This is a genomic window from Rhodococcus sp. DMU2021, from assembly GCF_019641445.1.
Lineage (GTDB): Bacteria > Actinomycetota > Actinomycetes > Mycobacteriales > Mycobacteriaceae > Rhodococcus > Rhodococcus pyridinivorans.
The window spans coordinates 38,663-60,687 of record NZ_JAIFKB010000005.1 but is presented as its reverse complement, the minus strand read 5'-3'; the positions used below and the strand labels follow the sequence as shown (position 1 = coordinate 60,687).

Below are 22,025 nucleotides of genomic sequence, written 5' to 3'. Positions count from 1 at the left end.
TCGGTCACTTCGGGATAATGGAAGATCGGCTGTCGTTCGACTGCCCGGCCAGTACGGTGCCGGGTGGCAGCGGGGGGCGGTGTCGCGTGCGCAGCGTGATGCCGAGCGCAGGTTATTTCAGGAGGCTGACGTAGATGACGGGTGACATGGCGGGCAAGCCGGCGCTGGCGATCGAGGACCTTCCCCGGTTGCTCGCCGCCGTCGCGGAGATCGAACCCGACCGCGTCGCCCTCACCGACGGTGACACCCGTATCGGCTACGCGCGCCTGCGCGACGAGATCGCCACGCTCGACACCGCGATGGGTGGCGCGCTCGGTTTCGACGCGCTGTTCCCCGTCGTCCTGTCGAACATCGCGCCCGCTCTGCTGGGTGCTCCGGGTCTCGCGGGGGTGGTCGACGCCCTGCTGGCCGACGCCGTCGAGGTGCTCGGCGACGATGCGGCAGCATCGGCCACGGTCGATCCCGACACCCTCGTGGCGCGTTTCGACGCCCAGGTGGCGCGGACCCCCGATGCGGTCGCTCTCGAGTTCGACGGGCAGGCCCTGACCTACCGCGAATTCGATGCCCGCGCCAACCGTCTCGCACGTCACCTGATCGGTCTCGGTGTGGGCCCGGACGCACGGGTCGGTCTCGCCGTCCGCCGGTCGTTCGATCTGCTGGTCGGCATGTACGCCATCGTCAAGGCCGGTGGCGCCTACGTGCCGCTCGATCCCGACCATCCGGCCGATCGCCTCGCCTACGTCCTCGAGATCGCCGAGCCGGTCGCCGTCGTCACCACAGAGCGCGACGCCGTCGATCTTCCCGATTCGGTCCCGGCGCTGACGATCGACGCCCTCGACCTGTCGGAGGTCTCCGACGAGCCGATCGCCCCGGAGGAGCGCCGCGGCGCGCTCACGGCCGATCACCTCGCCTACGTCATCTTCACGTCCGGTTCGACGGGACGGCCCAAGGGCGTCGCCGTCGAGCACCGGGCGATCGTCGCGAACATCGACTGGCGCCAGTCCGAATACGGGATGCGCGCCGACGACGTGGTGCTGCAGAAGACACCGTTCACCTTCGACGTGTCGGTCTGGGAGTTCTTCTGGCCGCTGCAGGTGGGTGCCCGCCTCACGATCGCGGTGCCCGACGGGCACCGCGACCCGGCCTATCTCGCGCAGACGATGATCGAACGCGGCGTGACGATCGCGCACTTCGTGCCGTCGATGCTCGCCGTCTACCTCACCGAGCCCACCGCCGCGTCGGTGAGCACCCTGCGCTACGTCTTCGCGTCCGGTGAGGCGCTGCCGCCGCAGACCGTCGCCCGCTTCTACGAGATCTCCTCGGCGCGTCTGCACAACCTCTACGGGCCCACCGAGGCCGCGGTCGACGTCACCTACTTCGCGACCTCGGCCGACGACACCGTCGTGCCGATCGGTGCCGCCGTGGCCGACACCGGCCTCTACGTCCTCGACGAGGGCCTGCGTCCCGTCCCGGACGGTGTCGAGGGTGAGCTCTACCTCGCGGGCGTCCAGCTCGCGCGCGGCTACCTCCGTCGCCCCGATCTGACCTCCGATCGCTTCGTCGCCGACCCGTTCGGCGAGCCCGGTGACCGCATGTACCGCACCGGCGACCTCGTGAAGACGAACGACGACGGGCAGATCGAGTACATCGGTCGCACCGACTTCCAGGTGAAGCTGCGCGGTCTGCGCATCGAACTCGGCGAGATCGAATCGGCGTTGCTCGACCATCCGGGCGTGCGGCAGTCGGTCGTCGTCGTACACTCCGACCCCACGCTCGGCGACCACCTCGTCGCCTATCTCGTCACCGACGGGCACGACATCGAACGGTCCGAGCTCGCCGACGCCGTGCGCCGGCGCCTGCCCGACTACATGGTGCCGTCGCTGTTCGTCGAACTCGACGAGTTCCCGCTCGGCGGCAGCGGCAAGCTCGACCGGAAGGCCTTGCCCGCACCGGACTTCAGCTCCCTGCAGCGCGAATACCGCGCGCCGTCGACGGCGACCGAGCGCGCCGTCGTCGCCGCTTTCGAGCAGGTCCTCGGTATCGAGCAGCTCGGTGTCGACGACGACTTCTTCGAACTCGGCGGCAACTCCCTGAGCGCGACGCGGGTCGTCGCGCGGCTCAGCGCCGATCACAAGGTCCGCATCGACGTCCGCGAGTTCTTCGACGCCCCGACGGCGGCCGAACTCGCCTCGCTCGTCGACGCCGCCATGGCCTCGGGTGGCGACGGACGCGCACCGCTGGTCCCGCAGGTGCGTCCGGAACTGGTGCCGTTGTCGCTCGCGCAGCAGCGGATGTGGTTCCTCAACCGCTTCGAGCCCGAATCGGCGGTCGACAACATCCCCGTGGCGATCCGCCTGTCGGGGGCACTCGACGCGGCGGCCCTGCAGGCCGCGGTGACCGACGTGCTCGGCCGGCACGAGTCGCTGCGGACGATCTACCCGGACGTCGACGGTGTGGGCTACCAGCAGGTGCTGCCGGTGGACGAGGTGGTGCCCGACCTGACGCCGGTCCCGGTGGCCGAGTCCGATCTGATCGCCCGGGCCACCGAGATCGTCGGCACCGGCTTCGACGTGACGACGCAGGTCCCCTTCCGGGCGCAATTGTTCGCGGTGTCGGCGACCGAGCACGTGCTGGTGCTGGTCGTGCACCACATCGCCTCCGACGGTTTCTCGATGGGTCCGCTGACCCGCGACGTCGTGACGGCCTACGCCGCACGCGTCTCGGGCGACGCCCCGCAGTGGGAACCGCTCGCGGTGCAGTACGCCGACTTCGCCATCTGGCAGCGGGAGGTGCTCGGCTCGGAGGACGATCCGGAGTCGGTCATCTCCTCGCAGGTCGCGTTCTGGCGGGAGACCCTCGCGGGTCTGCCCGAGCAGCTCGATCTGCCGGCCGACCGTCCGCGACCGGCCGTCGCGAGCTACCGCGGTTCCTCGCACCGGTTCGTCCTGGACTCCGAACTCCGTTCCGCCGTCCGCGATCTCGCCCGCCGCACCTCCACCACCGAGTTCATGGTCGTGCACGCGGCACTGTCGGTGCTGCTGGCGCGGTTGTCGGGTACCGACGACATCGCGATCGGCACCCCGGTGGCCGGTCGTGGCGACGCGGCGCTCGACGACCTGGTGGGCATGTTCGTCAACACCCTCGTGCTGCGCACCCGGGTCGAGGGCGGCGAGTCGTTCGAGCAGGTGCTCGGACAGGTACGCGGCGCCGACCTCGAGGCGTTCGGGCAGGCCGACCTGCCGTTCGAGCGGCTCGTCGAGATCATCGACCCCGAACGGTCGACGGCACGGCACCCGTTGTTCCAGGTGCTCCTCGCGTTCCAGAACCTCGACGCCGACGCCCTCGAACTGCCCGGCCTGACCGTCTCGGCGCTCGACGTCGACGCGGCACTGGCGAAGTTCGACCTGCAGGTCACCGTCTCGGACGACGCGACCGCCGAGGGGTATCTCGTCGACCTCACCTATGCCACGGATCTGTTCGACGCCCGGACGATGGAGTCCTTCGCCGAGCGCCTGACCCGGATCCTCACCGCGGTCGTGACCGAACCCGCACTTCCGGTCGGTGATGTCGCGCTGCTCGACGATGCCGAGCGCACCGATGTGCTCGGCACGTGGAACGCCACCGAGCACGAACTCGGCGACGCCGGGACTCTCGTCGATCTGTTCGCCGAGCAGGTCCGGCGGTCGCCGGATGCGGTCGCGGTGGAGTTCGAGGGCGAGTCGCTGACCTACGGCGAGTTCTCCGAGCGCGTGAACCGTCTTGCGCGGCACCTGATCTCGCTCGGCGTCGGCCCCGACGCGCGGGTGGGTCTGGCGATGCGTCGCTCGCTCGATCTGCTCGTCGGTATGTACGCGATCGTCTCGGCCGGTGGTGCCTACGTGCCGATCGATCCGGATCAGCCGGACGATCGCAACGGCTACATCCTCGACACCGCCGCTCCCGTGGTGGTGCTGACCACCGAACGCGACGGATTCTCCGTGCCGGCCACGGCATCGGTGCCGTCGCTCGCGATCGACGGCCTCGACCTGTCCGCGACACCGGCCGAGCCGGTCACCGACGCCGACCGCCTCGCGCCGTTGCGGCCGTCGAACACCGCGTACTCGATCTTCACCTCCGGATCGACGGGACGCCCGAAGGGTGTGGCGGTCGCCCATGCCTCGGTCGTCAACCAGATCCGGTGGATCACCACCGAATACGGGATCGGCCCCGACGACGTGGTGCTGCAGAAGACCCCGTTCACCTTCGACGTGTCGGTGTGGGAACTCTTCGGCACCCTCGCCGTCGGTGCGCGCATGGTGATCGCGGTCCCGGACGGTCACCGCGACACCGCCTATCTCGGCACCGTCATCCGCGAGCGCGCGGTGACGGCGACCTCCTTCGTCCCGTCGATGCTCGCGGTGTTCGCCGCGTCGGTGTCGCCCGACGACTGCGCGTCGCTGCGCACCGTGCTCGTCGCAGGTGAGGCCTTCCCGATGTCGGTGGCCGAGCAGTTCTCGCGGATCAGCGACGCCGAGCTCCACAACCTCTACGGCCCCACCGAGGCCACGGTGCACGCCACCGCCCGCCCGGTCGCAGGAACGACGGGTGGCTCCGTCGCGATGGGTGCTCCGGTGTGGAACACCCGCGCCTACGTGCTCGACTCGCGACTGTCGCCGGTTCCCGCCGGTGTCGTGGGTGAGCTGTATCTCGCGGGCGTGCAGGTGGCGCGCGGTTACGTCGGCCGCCCCGATCTGACCGCCGAGCGTTTCGTCGCCTCGCCCTTCGGCGAGGGTGAGCGTCTGTACCGCACGGGCGACCTCGTGCGCTGGAGCAACGACCGCAGCGGTGATCTCGAGTATCTCGGCCGCACCGACTTCCAGGTCAAGCTCCGCGGTCTGCGTATCGAGCTGGGGGAGATCGAGACCGCACTGCTCGACCACACCGGGGTGTCGCAGGCTGCCGCGCAGGTGCGGCACGATCAGCTCGTCGCCTACGTGGTTCCGGCCCCGAACACGACCTTCGACCGCGACGGTGCGCAGGCCGCGCTGGGCGCGGTGCTCCCGGCCTACATGGTGCCGTCGCAGTTCGTGGTCCTCGACGAGATGCCGCTCGGCAGTTCGGGCAAGGTCGACCGGAAGGCGCTGCCCGATCCGGTCTTCGAGGCTCGCGGCTTCCGTGCACCCACGACCCCGGTCGAGGAGGTCGTCGCCGGCGTGTTCGCCGACGTCCTCGGTGTCGACCGTGTCGGGCTCGACGACGACTTCTTCGCCCTCGGCGGTAACTCGCTCATCGCGACGCAGGTCGTCGCGCGCCTCGGCTCCGAACTGGGAACCGTTGTGCCCGTTCGTGTCCTGTTCGAGGCGCCCGGCGTGGCCGCTCTCGCCGCCCGCGTCGAGCAGAGCGAGGCCCAGGGCCGCACGCCGCTCGTCGCACAGGAACGTCCCGAGCGGGTCCCGCTGTCGCTCGCGCAGCAGCGGATGTGGTTCCTCAACCGCTTCGAACCGGAATCGGCCGTCAACAACATCCCCGGCGCGATCCGGTTGACCGGCGCCCTGGACGTCGAGGCGCTGCGCTCCGCGGTGGTCGACGTGCTCGGCCGGCACGAGTCGTTGCGGACGATCTACCCGGACGTCGACGGTGTGGGCTACCAGCAGGTGCTGCCGGTGTCCGAGGTCGAACCCGACCTCACGCCGGTCGACGTCACCGAGACGCAGCTGGTGCAGAGCATCACCGATCTCGTCTCGTCCGGTTTCGACGTCTCTGCCCAGGCACCCTTCCGGGCGCAGCTGTTCGCGGTGTCGGCGACCGAGCACGTGCTCGCGCTGGTCGTGCACCACATCGCCGCCGACGGCTTCTCGATGGGCCCGCTCACCCGCGACATCGTCTCCGCCTACGCGGCCCGCGCCGCCGGCGGAGAGCCGGGCTGGGAACCGCTGCCGGTCCAGTACGCCGACTTCGCGATCTGGCAGCGGGAGGTGCTCGGCTCGGAGGACGATCCGGAGTCGGTCATCTCCTCGCAGGTCGGTTTCTGGCGGGACACGCTCGAGGGTCTGCCCGAGCAGCTCGACCTGCCGGCGGACCGCCCGCGGCCCGCCGTCGCCACCAATCGTGGTGCCCTGCACGAGTTCACCATCGACGAGACGCTGCACGACCGCATCGTCACGCTCGCCCGCGAACGCAACGCGACCCCGTTCATGGTGGTGCACGCCGCGCTGGCGGTGTTGCTGGCGCGTCTGTCGGGCACCGACGACATCGCGATCGGAACTCCGGTGGCCGGTCGTGGCGACGCGGCGCTCGACGATCTGGTGGGCATGTTCGTCAACACCCTCGTGCTGCGCACCCGGGTCGAGGGCGGCGAGTCGTTCGAGCAGGTGCTCGGACAGGTGCGCGGCGCCGACCTCGAAGCGTTCGGCCACGCCGACCTGCCGTTCGAACGACTCGTGGAGGTGCTCAACCCCGAGCGCTCCACCGCACGTCACCCGCTGTTCCAGGTGATGCTGTCGTTCCAGAACCTCGAGACCGGCACGCTCGAACTTCCGCGGTTGACCGTCGAGGCCGTCGACCTCGACATCGCGACCGCCAAGTTCGACCTCCAGTTCGTCGTCACCGAGACGCCGACCGCGACCGGTGCCGCCGAGTACTCGGTGGGCCTGACCTACGCCACCGATCTGTTCGACACCCGCACCGTCGAGCGTGTCGCCGAGCGCTTCGTCCGTCTCCTCGATGCGGTCACCGGCGATCTCTCCGTCGCGATCGGTGATGTCGACCTGCTCGACGACGCCGAACGCGTGCAGGTCCTCGAGCAGTGGAACGACACCGACCGCGCGCTCGACGACACCTCGACCCTCGTCGATCTGTTCGCCGAGCAGGTACGGCGGTCGCCGGATGCGCCGGCGGTGGAGTTCGAGGGCGAGTCGCTGACCTACGGCGAGTTCTCCGAGCGCGTGAATCGTCTTGCACGACACCTGATCTCGCTCGGTGTCGGGCCGGAGTCCTCGGTGGGTCTGGCGATGCGCCGCTCGCTGGATCTGCTCGTCGGTATGTACGCGGTCGTCACGGCCGGTGGTGCCTACGTGCCGATCGATCCGGATCAGCCCGACGATCGCAACGGATACATCCTCGACACCGCCGCGCCCGTGGTGGTGCTGAGCACCGAACGCGACGGATTCCGCGTACCGGGGGAGAGGTCCGTCCCGAGCCTGGTCGTCGACACCCTCGACTTGTCCGCGACGGCGTCCGAGCCGGTCACCGACGCCGAGCGGACGTCTCCGCTGCGGGCGTCGAACACCGCCTACGTCATCTTCACGTCCGGGTCCACCGGGCGCCCGAAGGGCGTGGCGGTGCCGCACGGCGCGATCGTCAACCGCTTGCGCTGGATGCAGCACGAATACCCGCTCACCGCCGCCGACGTGGTGCTGCAGAAGACCCCGTTCACCTTCGACGTGTCGGTGTGGGAGTTCTTCTGGCCCTTGCAGATCGGTGCCCGACTGGTGGTCGCCGTGCCCGACGGTCACCGCGACCCGCGGTACCTGGCCTCGGTGATCGAGCGGCGCGGCGTGACCGTCGTGCACTTCGTGCCGTCGATGCTCGCGGTGTTCGTCGCCGAGGCATCGGCCGACGACCTCACCTCGCTCCGTCACGTCTTCGCCTCCGGTGAGGCACTGCCGCCCGCACTGGCCGCACGCACGCGGGCACTGCTGTCCGACGCCGGCCTGCACAACCTCTACGGCCCCACCGAGGCAGCCGTGGACGTGACCTACCACGAGGCCACCGACGCCGACACGGTCTCCGTGCCGATCGGCGCCCCCGTGTGGAACACCCGCGTCTACGTCCTCGACGAGCGTCTCGCGCCCGTGCCCGTGGGGGTCGCGGGAGAGCTCTATCTCGCGGGAGCTCAGCTCGCCCGCGGGTACATGCAGCGCCCCGACCTCACGGCCGAACGCTTCGTCGCCTCGCCGTTCGGCGACGGTGAGCGGCTGTACCGCACCGGCGACCTCGTGCGCTGGACGGAGGGCGCCGGCGAACTCGACTACATCGGCCGCACCGACTTCCAGGTCAAGCTCCGCGGTCTGCGCATCGAACTCGGCGAGATCGAGACCGCGCTGCTCGCCCTCGACGAGGTCGACCAGGCCGTCGTGCTCGTCCGTCAGGACCAGCTCGTCGCCTACGTCGTCCCGCAGGCCGGTGCGACCTTCGATCAGGTGGCGGCCGGTGCGGCACTGTCCGCGCAGTTGCCGGCCTACATGGTGCCCGCCACCTACGTGCTCCTCGACACCATGCCGCTCGGTGCGTCCGGCAAGCTCGACCGCAAGGCACTGCCCGACCCGGTCTTCGAGGTCAAGGAGTTCCGCGCTCCCACCACCTCCACCGAGCAGGTCGTGGCGTCGATCTACTCCGAGGTCCTCGGTGTCGACCGCGTCGGCCTCGACGACGACTTCTTCGCGCTGGGCGGCAACTCGCTCATCGCCACCCAGGTGGTCTCCCGCATCGGTGCGGCGCTGAACGCCACCGTTCCGCTGCGCCTGCTGTTCGAGGCCTCCACCGTGGAAGAGCTTGCGGCACGCCTCGAACGCGGGGTCTCCGGCGGTCCGCGCCGGCCCCTCGTCGCCACCGAACGACCTGATCGGGTTCCGCTGTCGCTCGCGCAGCAGCGCTACTGGTTCCTCAACCAGTTCGACACGGCGTCCTCCGCGGTCGACAACATCCCGATCGCCGTGCGGCTCGTCGGCACCCTCGACGTCGAGGCGCTCCGTGCGGCAGCACGCGACGTCATCGCGCGGCACGAATCGCTCCGCACCATCTACCCGGACTCGCCGGAGGGCCCGCACCAGGTGGTGCTCCCGCTCGACGGTGCGCTGCCCGAACTCGTCGTGCGCGAGGTCGCGGAGGCCGAACTCGAACCCGAGATCGTCGCCTTCATGTCGACGACCTTCGACGTGACCTCCGAGGTGCCCGTCGCGGTGCGCATCTTCCGCGTCAGCGACGACGAGCACATCCTCGCGCTGGTCGTACACCACGTGTCGGCCGACGGTGCGTCGGTCGGCCCGCTCACCCGCGACCTGATGACGGCCTATGCAGCGCGCTCCCACGGGGACGCCCCGGCATGGGAACCGCTGCCCGTGCAGTACGCCGACTACGCGCTGTGGCAGCGCGAGGTGCTCGGCAGCGAGGACGATCCGGAATCGCTGGCCGCCAAGCAGGTCGAGTACTGGAAGCAGGCCCTCGCCGGCCTGCCCGACCAGCTCGATCTCCCGTCCGACCGCCCGCGTCCGCCGAGCCAGAGCTTCCGCGGTGAATCGTTGCAGGTCACGATCTCGCCCGAACTGCACCGCGGCCTGCAGGAACTCGCGCGGTCGAAGAACGCGACGCTGTTCATGGTCGTCAACGCGGCCTTCGCGACTCTGCTGGCGCGGCTCTCGGGCACCCGCGACATCGCGATCGGCACCCCGATCGCCGGTCGTGGCGAGCGCGAGCTCGACGATCTGATCGGCATGTTCGTCAACACGCTGGTCTTCCGCAGCGACGTCGATCCGGCCCAGTCCTTCGAGCGACTCCTCGAAGGCACCCGTGAGACCGACCTCGGCGCGTTCGCGAACGCCGATGTGCCGTTCGAACGCCTGGTGGAAGTGCTGAACCCGGTGCGCTCGACCGCCCGCAACCCGCTCTTCCAGGTGGGTCTGTCGTTCCAGAATCTGGCGCGCACCCAGCTCGAACTGCCCGGACTGACGGTGAGCTCCACCGATTTCGAACTGCAGCTCGCCAAGACCGACCTGCAGCTCACGGTGTTCGACCATTACGACGACGACGGTGCGCCCGACGTCATCGATGCCACCTTCACGTATGCGACCGATCTGTTCGACGAGTCGACGGTCGCGGGCTTCGCACAGCGCTTCGTGCGTGTCCTCGAAGCGATCGTCACCGACCCGGCCACGGCCGTCGGCGACATCGACATGCTCGACGGATCCGAGCGGGTCGAGATCCTCGAGTCGTGGAACGCCACCGACCGTGCGGTGGAGCAGACGTCGACCCTGGTCGATCTGTTCGACGAGCAGGTTTCGCGGGTGTCGGATGCGACGGCGTTGGTGTTCGAGGGTGAGTCGCTGACCTATGCGGAGTTCGATGCGCGGGTCAATCGTCTTGCGCGCAGGTTGATCTCGGAGGGTGTGGGTCCGGAGTCGACGGTGGCGCTGGCGATGCGTCGCTCGGTCGAGTTGCTGGTCGGTATGTATGCGGTGGCCAAGGCCGGTGGTGCGTATGTGCCGGTGGATCCGGATCAGCCGGACGAGCGCAATGCCTACATCCTCGACGCCGCGGCGCCGGTGGTCGTGCTGTCGACCGAACGCGACGATTTCGTCGTGCCGGGGGAGAGGTCTGTCCCGAGCCTGGCGATCGACACGCTCGATCTCTCGGACGTCTCGGACGCATCCATCGCAGACGGCGAACGGGTCGCGCCGTTGCGTGCGTCGAACACGGCGTATGTGATCTTCACGTCGGGTTCGACGGGCCGGCCGAAGGGTGTGGCGGTGCCGCACGCGGCGATCGTCAACCAGTTGCTGTGGAAGCGTGAGCATTTCGGTCTCGGCAGCGACGATGCGGTGCTGTTGAAGACGGTGGCGACCTTCGACCTGTCGGTGTGGGAGTTCTGGTCGGCTCTCGTGTCCGGTGGGCGTGTGGTGATCGCGTCGGCGGACGGTCATCGCGATCCGGCCTATCTGAACCGGTTGCTGACGGAGCAGTCGGTGACGACGCTGCACGTGGTGCCGTCGATGCTCGAGGCTCTGATGGTCGATGCGGGCGGCATCCTCACACCGTCGTTGCGTCAGGTGCTGGCGATCGGTGAGGCCCTCCCGCCGGCCACCGCGAAGCGGTTAGTCGAGCACAATGCCGCCCGGCTGGTGAACCTGTACGGTCCGACCGAGGCCGCGGTGTCCGTCACCGCCGGTGATGTCACCGACACCTCCGGTGCGTCGGTGCCGATCGGTGTGCCCGAGTGGAACACCCGGGTGTATGTGCTCGACGAGCGTCTGCATCCGGTTCCGGCCGGTGTCGCCGGCGAGTTGTATCTCGCGGGTGCGCAGCTCGCGCGCGGGTATTTCGGGCGTGCGGATCTGAGTGCGGAGCGGTTCGTCGCGTCGCCGTTCGGTGACGGGGAGCGGTTGTACCGTACGGGCGATCTGGTGCGGTGGACCCGTGACGGGAAGTTGGATTACCTGTCGCGCACGGACTTCCAGGTGAAGGTGCGTGGGTTCCGTATCGAGCTCGGTGAGATCGAATCCGCGCTGCGGGCGATGGATGTGCTGCGTGATGTCGCGGTCATCGCCCGGGAGGACGAGCGGGTCGGCACGCAGCTGGTCGCGTATGTCGTGCCCGCCGAGGCGGAGGCTCTCGATGTGGCGACCGTCAGAAGCGACCTGGCGAAGCGGGTGCCGTCGTACATGGTGCCGTCGGCGTTCGTGACGCTCGATGCGTTGCCGCTGAACGTCAACGGCAAGCTCGACCGCAGGGCCCTGCCCGAGCCGGTCTTCGAGACCCGCGAATTCCGGACCTCCGTCACGCCGGCCGAGCAGGCCGTCGCCGCGGTCTTCGCCGAGGTGCTCGGCGTCGAACGGGTCGGTCTCGACGACGACTTCTTCGAACTCGGCGGCAACTCGCTGCTCGCCACCCAGGTGGCCTCCCGGCTCGGAGCCGCACTCGGCGCGAAGGTTCCGGTGCGTGCCCTCTTCGAGAACACCACCGTCGAATCGCTCGCCGGTGCGGTCGAGTCGCAGCGTGGCGAGGACCGCCGGCCTCTCGAAGCCATCGAGCGGCCCGCACGCATCCCGCTGTCGCTCGCGCAGCAGCGCATGTGGTTCCTCAACCGATTCGACACCGAATCGTCGGCCTACAACGTGCCGATCGCGATCCGGCTCACCGGCGATCTCGACGTCGACGCGCTGCAGGCCGCCGTCGGCGACGTCGTGGCCCGTCACGAATCGCTGCGCACCTTCTATCCGGAGACCGAGGACGGTCCCGTCCAGGTCATCGTTCCGGCCGCGCAGACGGTCCCCGACCTCACCCCGGTGGACGTGCCGGAGGAGGACATCGTCGTCGCCGTCCAGGAACTCGCGGCGACGATCTTCGACGTCACCACGACCGTGCCGCTGAGTGCGCGACTGTTCCGGGTCCGCGAATCCGACTACGTCCTCGCCTTCGTGGTCCACCACATCTCCGCCGACGGCTCGTCGATGGGTCCGCTCACGCGCGACCTCATGACGGCCTACGTCGCGCGGTCGCAGGGCGACGCCCCGGCATGGGAGCCGCTGTCGGTGCAGTACGCCGACTTCGCCATCTGGCAGCGCGAGGTGCTCGGCGACGAGGACGACCCGGAAGCGCTGGCCGCCAAGCAGGTCGAGTACTGGAAGCAGGCCCTCGCCGGACTGCCCGACCAGCTCGATCTCCCGAGCGACCGGCCGCGTCCCGCTGTCCAGTCGTTCCGGGGCGGCCGCGTCGACTTCACCGTTGAGGCCGAACTCCACCGACGCCTCGCCGATCTCGGCCGGCGCACGAACACCACGATGTTCATGGTGCTGCACACCGCGCTCGCGGTGTTCCTCGCACGCATGTCCTCGAGCGACGACATCGCGATCGGCACGCCGATGGCCGGTCGTGGCGAGCGCGAACTCGACGACCTGATCGGCATGTTCGTCAACACGCTGGTGTTCCGGACCCACGTCGATTCGGACGCGTCGTTCACCGAACTCCTGGGACGGACCCGTGAGGCCGACCTCGGCGCGTTCGCGAACGCCGACGTGCCGTTCGAGCGGCTCGTCGAGGTGCTCAACCCCGCACGATCCACGGCACGCCACCCGCTGTTCCAGGTGGGTCTGTCGTTCCAGAACCTCGCGCAGGCCGCACTCGAACTCCCCGGTCTCACCATCTCCGGACTCGACACCGACATGGAGATCTCGCAGTTCGACCTGCACCTGATCGTCACCGACCGCTACAGCGACGACGGCACGCCCACTGGCATCACCGGCTACTTCACCTACGCGACCGATCTGTTCGACGAATCGACGGTCGCGGAGTTCGCCGCCCGGTTCATCCGCGTGCTCGACGCCGTGGTCGACGACCCGGCACTGCCGGTCGGCGATCTGACCCTCCTCGACACCGTGGAAACCGCGCGAGTGCTCGAGGCGTGGAACGACACCACACACCCCACCAGGTCGGCGACGTTGGTCGATCTGTTCGACGAGCAGGTCTCGCGGGTGCCGGATGCGCCGGCGTTGGTGTTCGAGGGTGGGTCGCTGACCTATTTGGAGTTCGATGCGCGTGTCAATCGTCTTGCGCGCAGGTTGATTTCGGAGGGTGTGGGTCCGGAGTCGACGGTGGCGCTGGCGATGCGTCGTTCGGTGGAGTTGCTGGTCGGTATGTATGCGGTGGTCAAGGCCGGTGGCGTGTATGTGCCGGTGGATCCGGATCAGCCGGACGATCGCAACGCGTACATTCTCGACACCGCCGCTCCGGTGGTGGTGCTGTCCACCGAACGCGACGAGTTCACGGCACCGGGGGAGAAGTCTGTCCCCATCCTGTTGCTCGACAGCCTGGATCTGTCCGAGCTGTCCGCGGTGCCGGTGACCGACACCGAGCGGATTGCGCCGTTGCGTGCGTCGAACACGGCGTATGTGATCTTCACGTCGGGTTCGACGGGCCGGCCGAAGGGTGTGGCGGTGCCGCATGCGGCGATCGTCAACCAGTTGCTGTGGAAGCGTGAGTATTTCGGTCTCGGTGCCGATGATGCGGTGCTGTTGAAGACGGTGGCGACCTTCGACCTGTCGGTGTGGGAGTTCTGGTCGGCGCTGGTCTCCGGTGGTCGTGTGGTGATCGCGTCGGCCGACGGTCATCGCGATCCGGCCTATCTGAACCGGTTGCTGACCGAGCAGTCGGTGACGACGCTGCATGTGGTGCCGTCGATGCTCGAGGCGTTGATGGTCGACGCCGACGGAGTGCTGGCCTCCTCGCTACGCCACATCCTCGCCATCGGCGAAGCGCTGCCGCCGGCGACCGCCCAGCGGTTCCTGACCCACAACCGTGCGCGGCTCGTGAACCTGTACGGTCCGACCGAGGCCGCGGTGTCGGTCACCGCCGGTGATGTCACCGATGTCTCGGGTGCGTCGGTGCCGATCGGTGTGCCCGAGTGGAACACCCGGGTGTATGTGCTCGACGAGCGTCTGCATCCGGTTCCGGCCGGTGTCGCCGGCGAGCTGTATCTCGCGGGTGCGCAGCTCGCGCGCGGGTATTTCGGGCGTGCGGATCTGAGTGCGGAGCGGTTCGTCGCGTCGCCGTTCGGTGACGGTGAACGTCTGTATCGTACGGGCGATCTGGTGCGCTGGACCCGCGACGGGCAGTTGGATTACTTGTCGCGCACGGACTTCCAGGTGAAGGTGCGTGGGTTCCGTATCGAGCTCGGTGAGATCGAATCCGCTCTGCGGGCGATGGATGCGTTGCGTGATGTCGCGGTGATCGCTCGCGAGGACGAGCGGGTCGGCACCCAGCTGGTCGCGTACATCGTGCCCGTGGACGATGCGCAGGCGGACATCGAGTCGATAAGATCCGCCCTCGGTGCTCAGGTGCCGTCGTACATGGTGCCGTCGGCGTTCGTGACGCTCGATGCGTTGCCGCTGAACGTCAACGGCAAGCTCGACCGCAGGGCCCTGCCCGAGCCGGTCTTCGAGACCCGCGAATTCCGTGCCCCGAGCACCCCGGTCGAGGAGATCGTCGCCGGCGTGTTCGCCGACGTCCTCGGCCTCACCCGCGTGGGTGTGGACGACGACTTCTTCGAACTCGGCGGCAACTCGCTGCTCGCCACCCAGGTCGTCTCGCGGATCGGCGCGGCGCTCGACACCCGCGTCCCCGTTCGCGTGCTGTTCGAAGCCCCCAGTGTCGCGGCGCTCGCCGTCGCGGCCGAGCAGCACACCGATGCGGCGGCACGTCCGCCGCTGGTGCCGCAGCCGCGGCCTGAACGTGTGCCGCTGTCGCTCGCGCAGCAGCGCATGTGGTTCCTCAACCGCTTCGACACCGAGTCGTCGGTCGACAACATCCCAGTGGCGGTCCGGTTGACCGGGGCACTCGACCTCGGTGCGCTGCAGGCAGCGGTCCAAGACCTGCTCACCCGGCACGAGGTGCTCCGCACCATCTATCCCGAGATCGACGGACAGCCCTACCAGCTGATACTCCCGGTCGCGGAGGCCGCACCCGACATCGACGTCGAATCGGCCACTGAGGACGACCTGCTGCAGAAGGTGACGGCGGTCGTCTCCCGCGGGTTCGACGTCACCACCGAGATCCCGCTGCGCGCAAGACTGTTCGAGCTCTCCGAGCGCGATCATGTGCTGGTCTTCGTCGTCCATCACATCAGCGCCGACGGCTGGTCCATCTCGCCGCTGACCCGCGACGTGATGACGGCGTACATGTCCCGCGCCGAGGGTGAAGCCCCCCGCTGGGCGCCGCTGCCGGTGCAGTACGCCGACTTCGCCATCTGGCAGCGCGCGGTCCTCGGCGGAGAGGACGACGCCGAGAGCCTGCTCGCTGCGCAGGCCGAGTACTGGAAGCGCACGCTCGCGGGTCTGCCTGACGAGCTGAATCTCCCCATGGACCGGCCGCGTCCTTCGATCCAGTCCTTCACCGGCGGCAAGATCGAGTTCGTCCTCGGCGCGGACCTGCACCGCGGCCTCGCGGCACTCGCACGCTCCACGGGCACCACGATGTTCATGGTGATGCACACCGCGCTCGCGGTGTTTCTGTCGAGGATCTCCGACAGCGACGACATCGCGATCGGCACGCCCATCGCCGGTCGTGGCGAATCGGAGGTCGACGACCTGGTCGGCATGTTCGTCAACACGCTCGTCCTGCGCACCCGGGTGGACGCGGGCAAGAGCTTCTCGGACCTCCTCTCGCGCGTGCGGGAGGGCGACCTCGAGGCGTTCGCCCACGCCGACATCCCCTTCGAGCGGCTCGTGGAGATCCTCGCCCCCGAGCGGTCGACGGCACGCCACCCGCTGTTCCAGGTGGCACTGTCGTTCGAGAACCTGCCCGAGACGGCGCTGGAACTGCCCGAACTCACGGTGTCCGGAGTGCCCTTCGAGGTCGACACCGTCAAGTTCGACCTGTCGCTGACCCTCCGCGAGCATCGCGGCGGATCGGATGGCCCCGCCGGAATCTCGGCTGAATTCTCCTACGCGAGTGCGTTGTTCGACCGCTCGACGATCGAAGGATTCGCTCGACGGTTCGAGATGCTCGTCGCGGGAGTACTGGGCGATCCGCACCTGCCGGTCGGAGATCTACCGCTTCTCGACACAGACGAGTTCGACCGGCTCACGCACGTCCACGGCGACCGCGTCAGTGCAGGTGGAAGCCTCACCGACATCCTCACTTCGGGCGTCGCGCGGGCCCCCGAGGCCGTCGCGGTGCGGTACGAGGGCCGGTCGGTCACCTACCGGGAACTCGACGAGACCTCGTCGCGCCTGGCCCGCATGCTCATCGAGCGAGGGGTCGGACCGGAGGACATCGTCGCCGTCGCGTACCCGCGTTCGTACGAGATGGTGCTGAGCGTGTGGGCGATCGCGAAGGCCGGTGCCGCCCACCTGCCGGTCGATCCGAACTACCCGATCGACCGCGTGCGCTACATGCTCGCGGATTCCGGAGCGGCCATGGGTATCACTGGGGCCGAATATCGCGAGGCGATGCCGGACGACTCCGACTGGGTCGTGCTCGACGCGCCGGAGACGGCCGCGGAACTGGACGCGCGGTCCGGTGCGCCGGTCACCGACGCCGATCGCGTGCGGCCGATCCGGCTCGAACACCCGGCCTATGTGATCTACACGTCGGGTTCGACGGGTAGGCCCAAGGGCGTCGTGGTCACCCACACCGGTCTCGGTGGCGTCGTCGACACCGCCGTGGACCTCTACCACCTGCGTGCCGGCCACCGGTTCCTGCACATCTGCTCGCCGAGCTTCGACCCGTCGGTGCTCGAGTGGATGGCTGCATTCTCGAGCGGTGCGACGCTGGTGATCGTGCCGGGCCGGATCATCGGCGGCCCGGATCTTGCGGAACTGCTGCAGACCGAACAGGTGACCCACACGATCATCACGCCCGCAGTGCTGGGCACGATGGATCCTGCCGGTATCGACAGCCTCGAGGTGGTGTCGGTGGGCGGCGACGTCACCACACCCGAGTTGCTCGGTCGCTGGGCGCCGGGACGGAAGTACTTCAACGGTTACGGCCCCACCGAGACCACGATCATCTCGTCGTTCGCCCGCCTGCAACCGGGCCGGCCGATCACGATCGGCAACCCGACCCACGGTGTATCCGCGCTCGTCCTCGATGCCCGGCTGAACCCGGTGCCCGAGGGTGTCGCAGGCGAGCTCTACATGGCAGGTGGCGCGCTCGCGCGGGGCTACCACGGGCGCACCGCCCTGACCGCCGAGCGGTTCGTCGCCAATCCCTACACCAGCGACGGCTCGCGCATGTACCGCACGGGCGACGTGGTTCGCTGGCGTTCGATCGAGGGCGGTCCCGTCGAGCTCGAATTCGTCGGCCGCAGCGACTTCCAGGTCAAGGTCCGCGGTTTCCGTATCGAGCTCGGCGAGATCGACGCGGCTCTCGCCGGGCACGACAGTGTGGATTTTGCGGCTACTCTCGGCCGGACCACCGGTTCCGGCGCCACCGTGCTGGTGTCGTACGTGCTGCCGGTGCGGGGCCGAACGGTCGACACGGCGGAGTTGACCGAGTTCGTGGCACGGTCGTTGCCGCCGCACATGGTGCCGTCGGCCATCGTGGTACTCGACGAGGTGCCGCTCACGCCGGTGGGCAAACTCGATCGCGATGCGCTGCCGGAACCGGTGATCGAGGAGCGTGAGTACCGGGCTGCCGAGGGTGAGGTCGAGCAGATCATCTCCGAGGTGTTCGCGGAGGTTCTGCATCTGGACAAGGTGAGCGTCGACGAGTCGTTCTTCGCGCTCGGCGGCGACAGCATCGTGTCGATCCAGTTGGTGTCGCGGGCGAAGGCGCGCGGTGTGGTGTTCACCCCCCGGGACGTCTTCGAGCGTCGGTCGGTCGCCGGTCTCGCCGAGGTCGCGACGCGCTCCGAGGGCGGGACGACACTGCGTCCGGCCGAGCTTCCCGGTGGCGGTGTCGGCGAGGTTCCGCTGACGCCGATCATGCATGAGGTCCTGTCGTGGCCCGGTGGTTTCGATCGGTTCTCGCAGATCGTCGCCGTGACATTGCCGCGCGGGATCGATCAGGACGTGCTCGTTCGTACGATCGGTGCTGTCGTCGATCACCACGATGCCCTGCGTTCGATCCTCGAGCGCGGAACCGATGGGGAGCATGTCCTACGCGTTCGCGCCGCGGGGAGTGTCGATCCGGTGTCGATTCTCGAACGGGTCGAGCTACCCGCCGGAATCAGCGACGCAGATCTGACCGTCGTTGCGGAACGCGAGATCGACGCAGCGCTGGGCCGGCTCGATCCTGGCAGCGGTTCGGTCCTCCGGTTCGTGTGGTTCGATTTCGGCGGTGAGCGTGCGGGCATCCTCGCGGTCGTCGCCCACCATCTGGTCGTGGACGGCGTCTCGTGGCGCATCCTGCTGCCGGACCTCGGCCTGGCCTGGGGGCAGATCGTCTCCGGCCAGGAAGTGTCGCTCGACGCCGTGGGCACGTCCCTGCGGCGATGGGCGCACGGTCTCGTGGCTGCGGCCTCGGAGCGCCGGGCGGAACTTCCTCTGTGGGAGCGCATTCTGGAGGGCCCGGACCCGGCTCTGGGCTCACGTCCGTTCGATCCTGCCGTCGACACCGTTTCCACCGTCCGACGGGTCGAGCTGTCTCTCCCGGCGTCCGAAACCGATGCTCTGCTGACGTCGGTGCCGACATTGTTCCGCGGTGGTGTCGCCGATGGCCTGATGGCTGCGCTCGGCCTGGCACTCGTGCGGTGGCGACGCGATCGAGGCATCGAATCGTCTTCGGCACTGGTCGAATTCGAAGGTCATGGGCGGGAGGAGTCCGTCCTGCCGGGAGCGGACCTGTCGAGGACGGTCGGGTGGTTCACCAGTGCGTACCCGGTCCGGGTCGACCTGACCGGAGTGGACGTCGACGAGGCGTTCGCCGGTGGCGCTGCGATCGGATCGGCCGTGAAGGCGGTCAAGGAACAGCTCCTGGCCATCCCGGACAAGGGTATGGGATTCGGCCTGCTGCGCTATCTGGATCCGGAATCGTCGGCGCGGTTGGCGTCGATCGCCCGAGTGCCGCAGGTGAGCTTCAACTATCTGGGCCGGATGTCGTCGGCGGACGTACCGGAGGGTCTCGCGGAGATCGGCTGGGCACCGACCTCCGCGCTCGGCGAGCTGGATGTTGCTCAGGACGCCGACATGCCCGCCAACGCGAGCGTCGATATCAATGCGATCGTCTCGGACGGCGACGGCGGACCGCAGCTCGGCGCGAGCATCGCCTTCCCGTCGGGGCTGCTGGATTCCGACGACGTGGACGAGCTTGCTCAGCATTGGTCGCAGGCACTGAGCGCTCTCGCCCAGTACGCGGCGTCACCGGATGCGGGTGGCCTGACACCGTCCGACCTGCTGCTCGCCGGTCTCGGACAAAGCGAGATCGAGGAATGGGAGCAGCGCTACCCGGCGCTCTCGGACGTGTGGCCGCTGTCGCCGCTGCAGGCGGGTCTGCTGTTCCACGCGTCGATGGTGACCGAGGAGCACGTCGACGTCTACACCATGCAGGCCGTGCTGGACCTCGAGGGTGAGGTGGATCCGGCGCGCCTGCGTGCGGCCGGACAAGCACTGCTGGACCGATACCCGAATCTCAGGACCGCTTTCGTCACGGACGCGGAGGGACGGTCCCTGCAACTGGTGCTCGACGACGTCGAGCTTCCCTGGCGAGAACTCGATTCGAGCGACACCGAGGACGAGCGACGGATGGCCGCGGTCGCATCGGCATTGGCGGACGAGCAGTCCCGCCGCTTCGACATGGAGTCGGCACCGCTCATTCGGTTCCTGCTCGTGAGATCCGGAACGAACCGGTACCACCTCGGAGTCACGACCCATCACATCCTTCTCGACGGCTGGTCGATGCCGCTGCTCATGCAGGATCTGATGGCCCTGTACGTGCTTCGCGGTGATCCCACGGCACTGCCGCGCGCGCGCTCCTACCGCAGTTTCCTCGCGTGGCTCGCCGAGCAGGACAGGACGGTTTCGCTCGACGCGTGGGCCACCGCGCTCGAAGGGCTCGGAGATCCGACCGCCATCGCTCCGGTTCAGCGCGACCCCGGGAACGACACGATCTCCACGGTCCGCGTCCTGCTCGACACCGAGCGCACCGCCCGGTTGACCGCCCTCGCGGCCGATCTCGGCGTAACCGTGAACACCCTCGTGCAGGCTGCCTGGGGCGTAGTGCTCGGCCGCATCACCGGCAGCTCGGACGTCGTGTTCGGCGCGACCGTGTCGGGTCGTCCCGCCGACCTGCCCGGCGTCGAGTCGATGGTGGGTCTGTTCATCAACACATTGCCGGTGCGCGTAAGGACGAACCGGCACGAATCCGTGTCGCAGATGCTCCGACGTCTGCAGGCGGAGCAGGCGGGGTTGCTCGATCACCACTATGTCGGCCTGTCCGACATCGAACAGCGCATCGGAACGCCGATCGGATTCGACTCCCTGCTGGTGTTCGAGTCGTACCCGATCGATCGGGACGCGTTGTCCGACGCTGCGGGCTCGATCGACGGCATGACGATCACGGGCGTCGGAGTGAAGGACGCCACGCATTACCCGATAACGCTGCTCACCGTCGCCGACAGCGAGATCGAACTGACCTTCAAGTACCTGGAGCGGTTCTTCGACGAGGCCGAGGTCGTTCACCTCTCCCGACGATTCGTGCGTGTGCTGGAGGCGTTCGTCGAGGATTCCGACACGGCGGTTGCCGATATCGAACTCGTCGAGGCCGACGAACTCGCGCGCATCGTGGCCGAATCCGGGCCCTCCGCGGTTGTGGGCGGTACGGGAGCGGGCACCCTCGCCACTGTGCTCGCGGAGGTGGTCGAAATGGACCCCTCGGCGCCCGCACTCGCCGTGCCCGCCGAACCCGAGGCCGACGGGCAGGGTGTGGAGATCTCGTACCGCGAACTCGACGAACGGTCTTCCCGCCTGGCCCGCATGCTCATCGATCGCGGGCTGGGAACAGGCGATGCTGTCGCCGTCTCGATGCCACGATCGGTGGACTCGGTGGTCGCGCAGTGGGCGGTGGCCAAGACCGGCTCGGCACTCGTGATGGTCGACCCGGCTCGCCACGGCGAAGAGCTGCCGGCGGGAGCCGCGGTGGGTCTGACCCTCTCGAAGGCGGCAGGATCCCTGTCGGGCGACTGGATCGTCGTGGACCACGAGAAGGTGCAGACGGACCTGTCGGCTCTCTCGGCCGCTCCCGTGACGTACTCGGACCGGCTGCGTCCGGTGGAACCGTCGGACGCAGCGGCGGTCATCGGGTCGCGGACGTTCACGAACGCCGAACTTCTCGAGCGGATCGACGAGCTGCGCGAGAGGTACGAGCTGACCTACGAGTCGCGGAGCGCAGCCCTGGGCAGCGTCGACGTCGAATCGGTGGCCCTCGAGCCGCTGGCCGTGACCGCGACGGGTGCGGTCGTCGTGGTCGTACCCGAGAAGACGGTGTCGGGGGCCTCCCTGGACGGTGTGCTCTACAACGAGTGGGTCACGCACGTCCACCTGCCGGAAGCCTCGCTGCGCACGCTCGAGCCGGGCAGTCTCGAGGATCTCGCGGTGGTTGTCGTGGTCGACGAGGCGCCCCAGGATCTGCTCGACGAATGGGGCGCGGCGCACCGGGTGCACCGGCTCTCCGATCCGGACTGACCGCAGGTGGGGCCGTCCTCGGACGGCCCCGCCGATGCGCGAGGTGGGACCCCGGAGGTACCGCCCGGTAACGTCGAGGGCGACTCGGGAGATGAACCAGAGAGGTTACTGTCGAGTAAGGTCACGCGATTCGGGTGGATGACTATGCTTGCTCGG

1 protein-coding gene is annotated in these 22,025 nt (G+C 68.6%); it reads left to right on the top strand.

The genetic code is table 11. From position 1 onward, the window contains the following. Positions 1-134 precede the first annotated feature (134 nt). Positions 135-21,869, top strand: coding sequence for a non-ribosomal peptide synthase/polyketide synthase (locus K3M35_RS10410; RefSeq protein WP_220666389.1), 21,735 nt, complete (start codon positions 135-137; stop codon positions 21,867-21,869). Positions 21,870-22,025 lie beyond the last annotated feature (156 nt).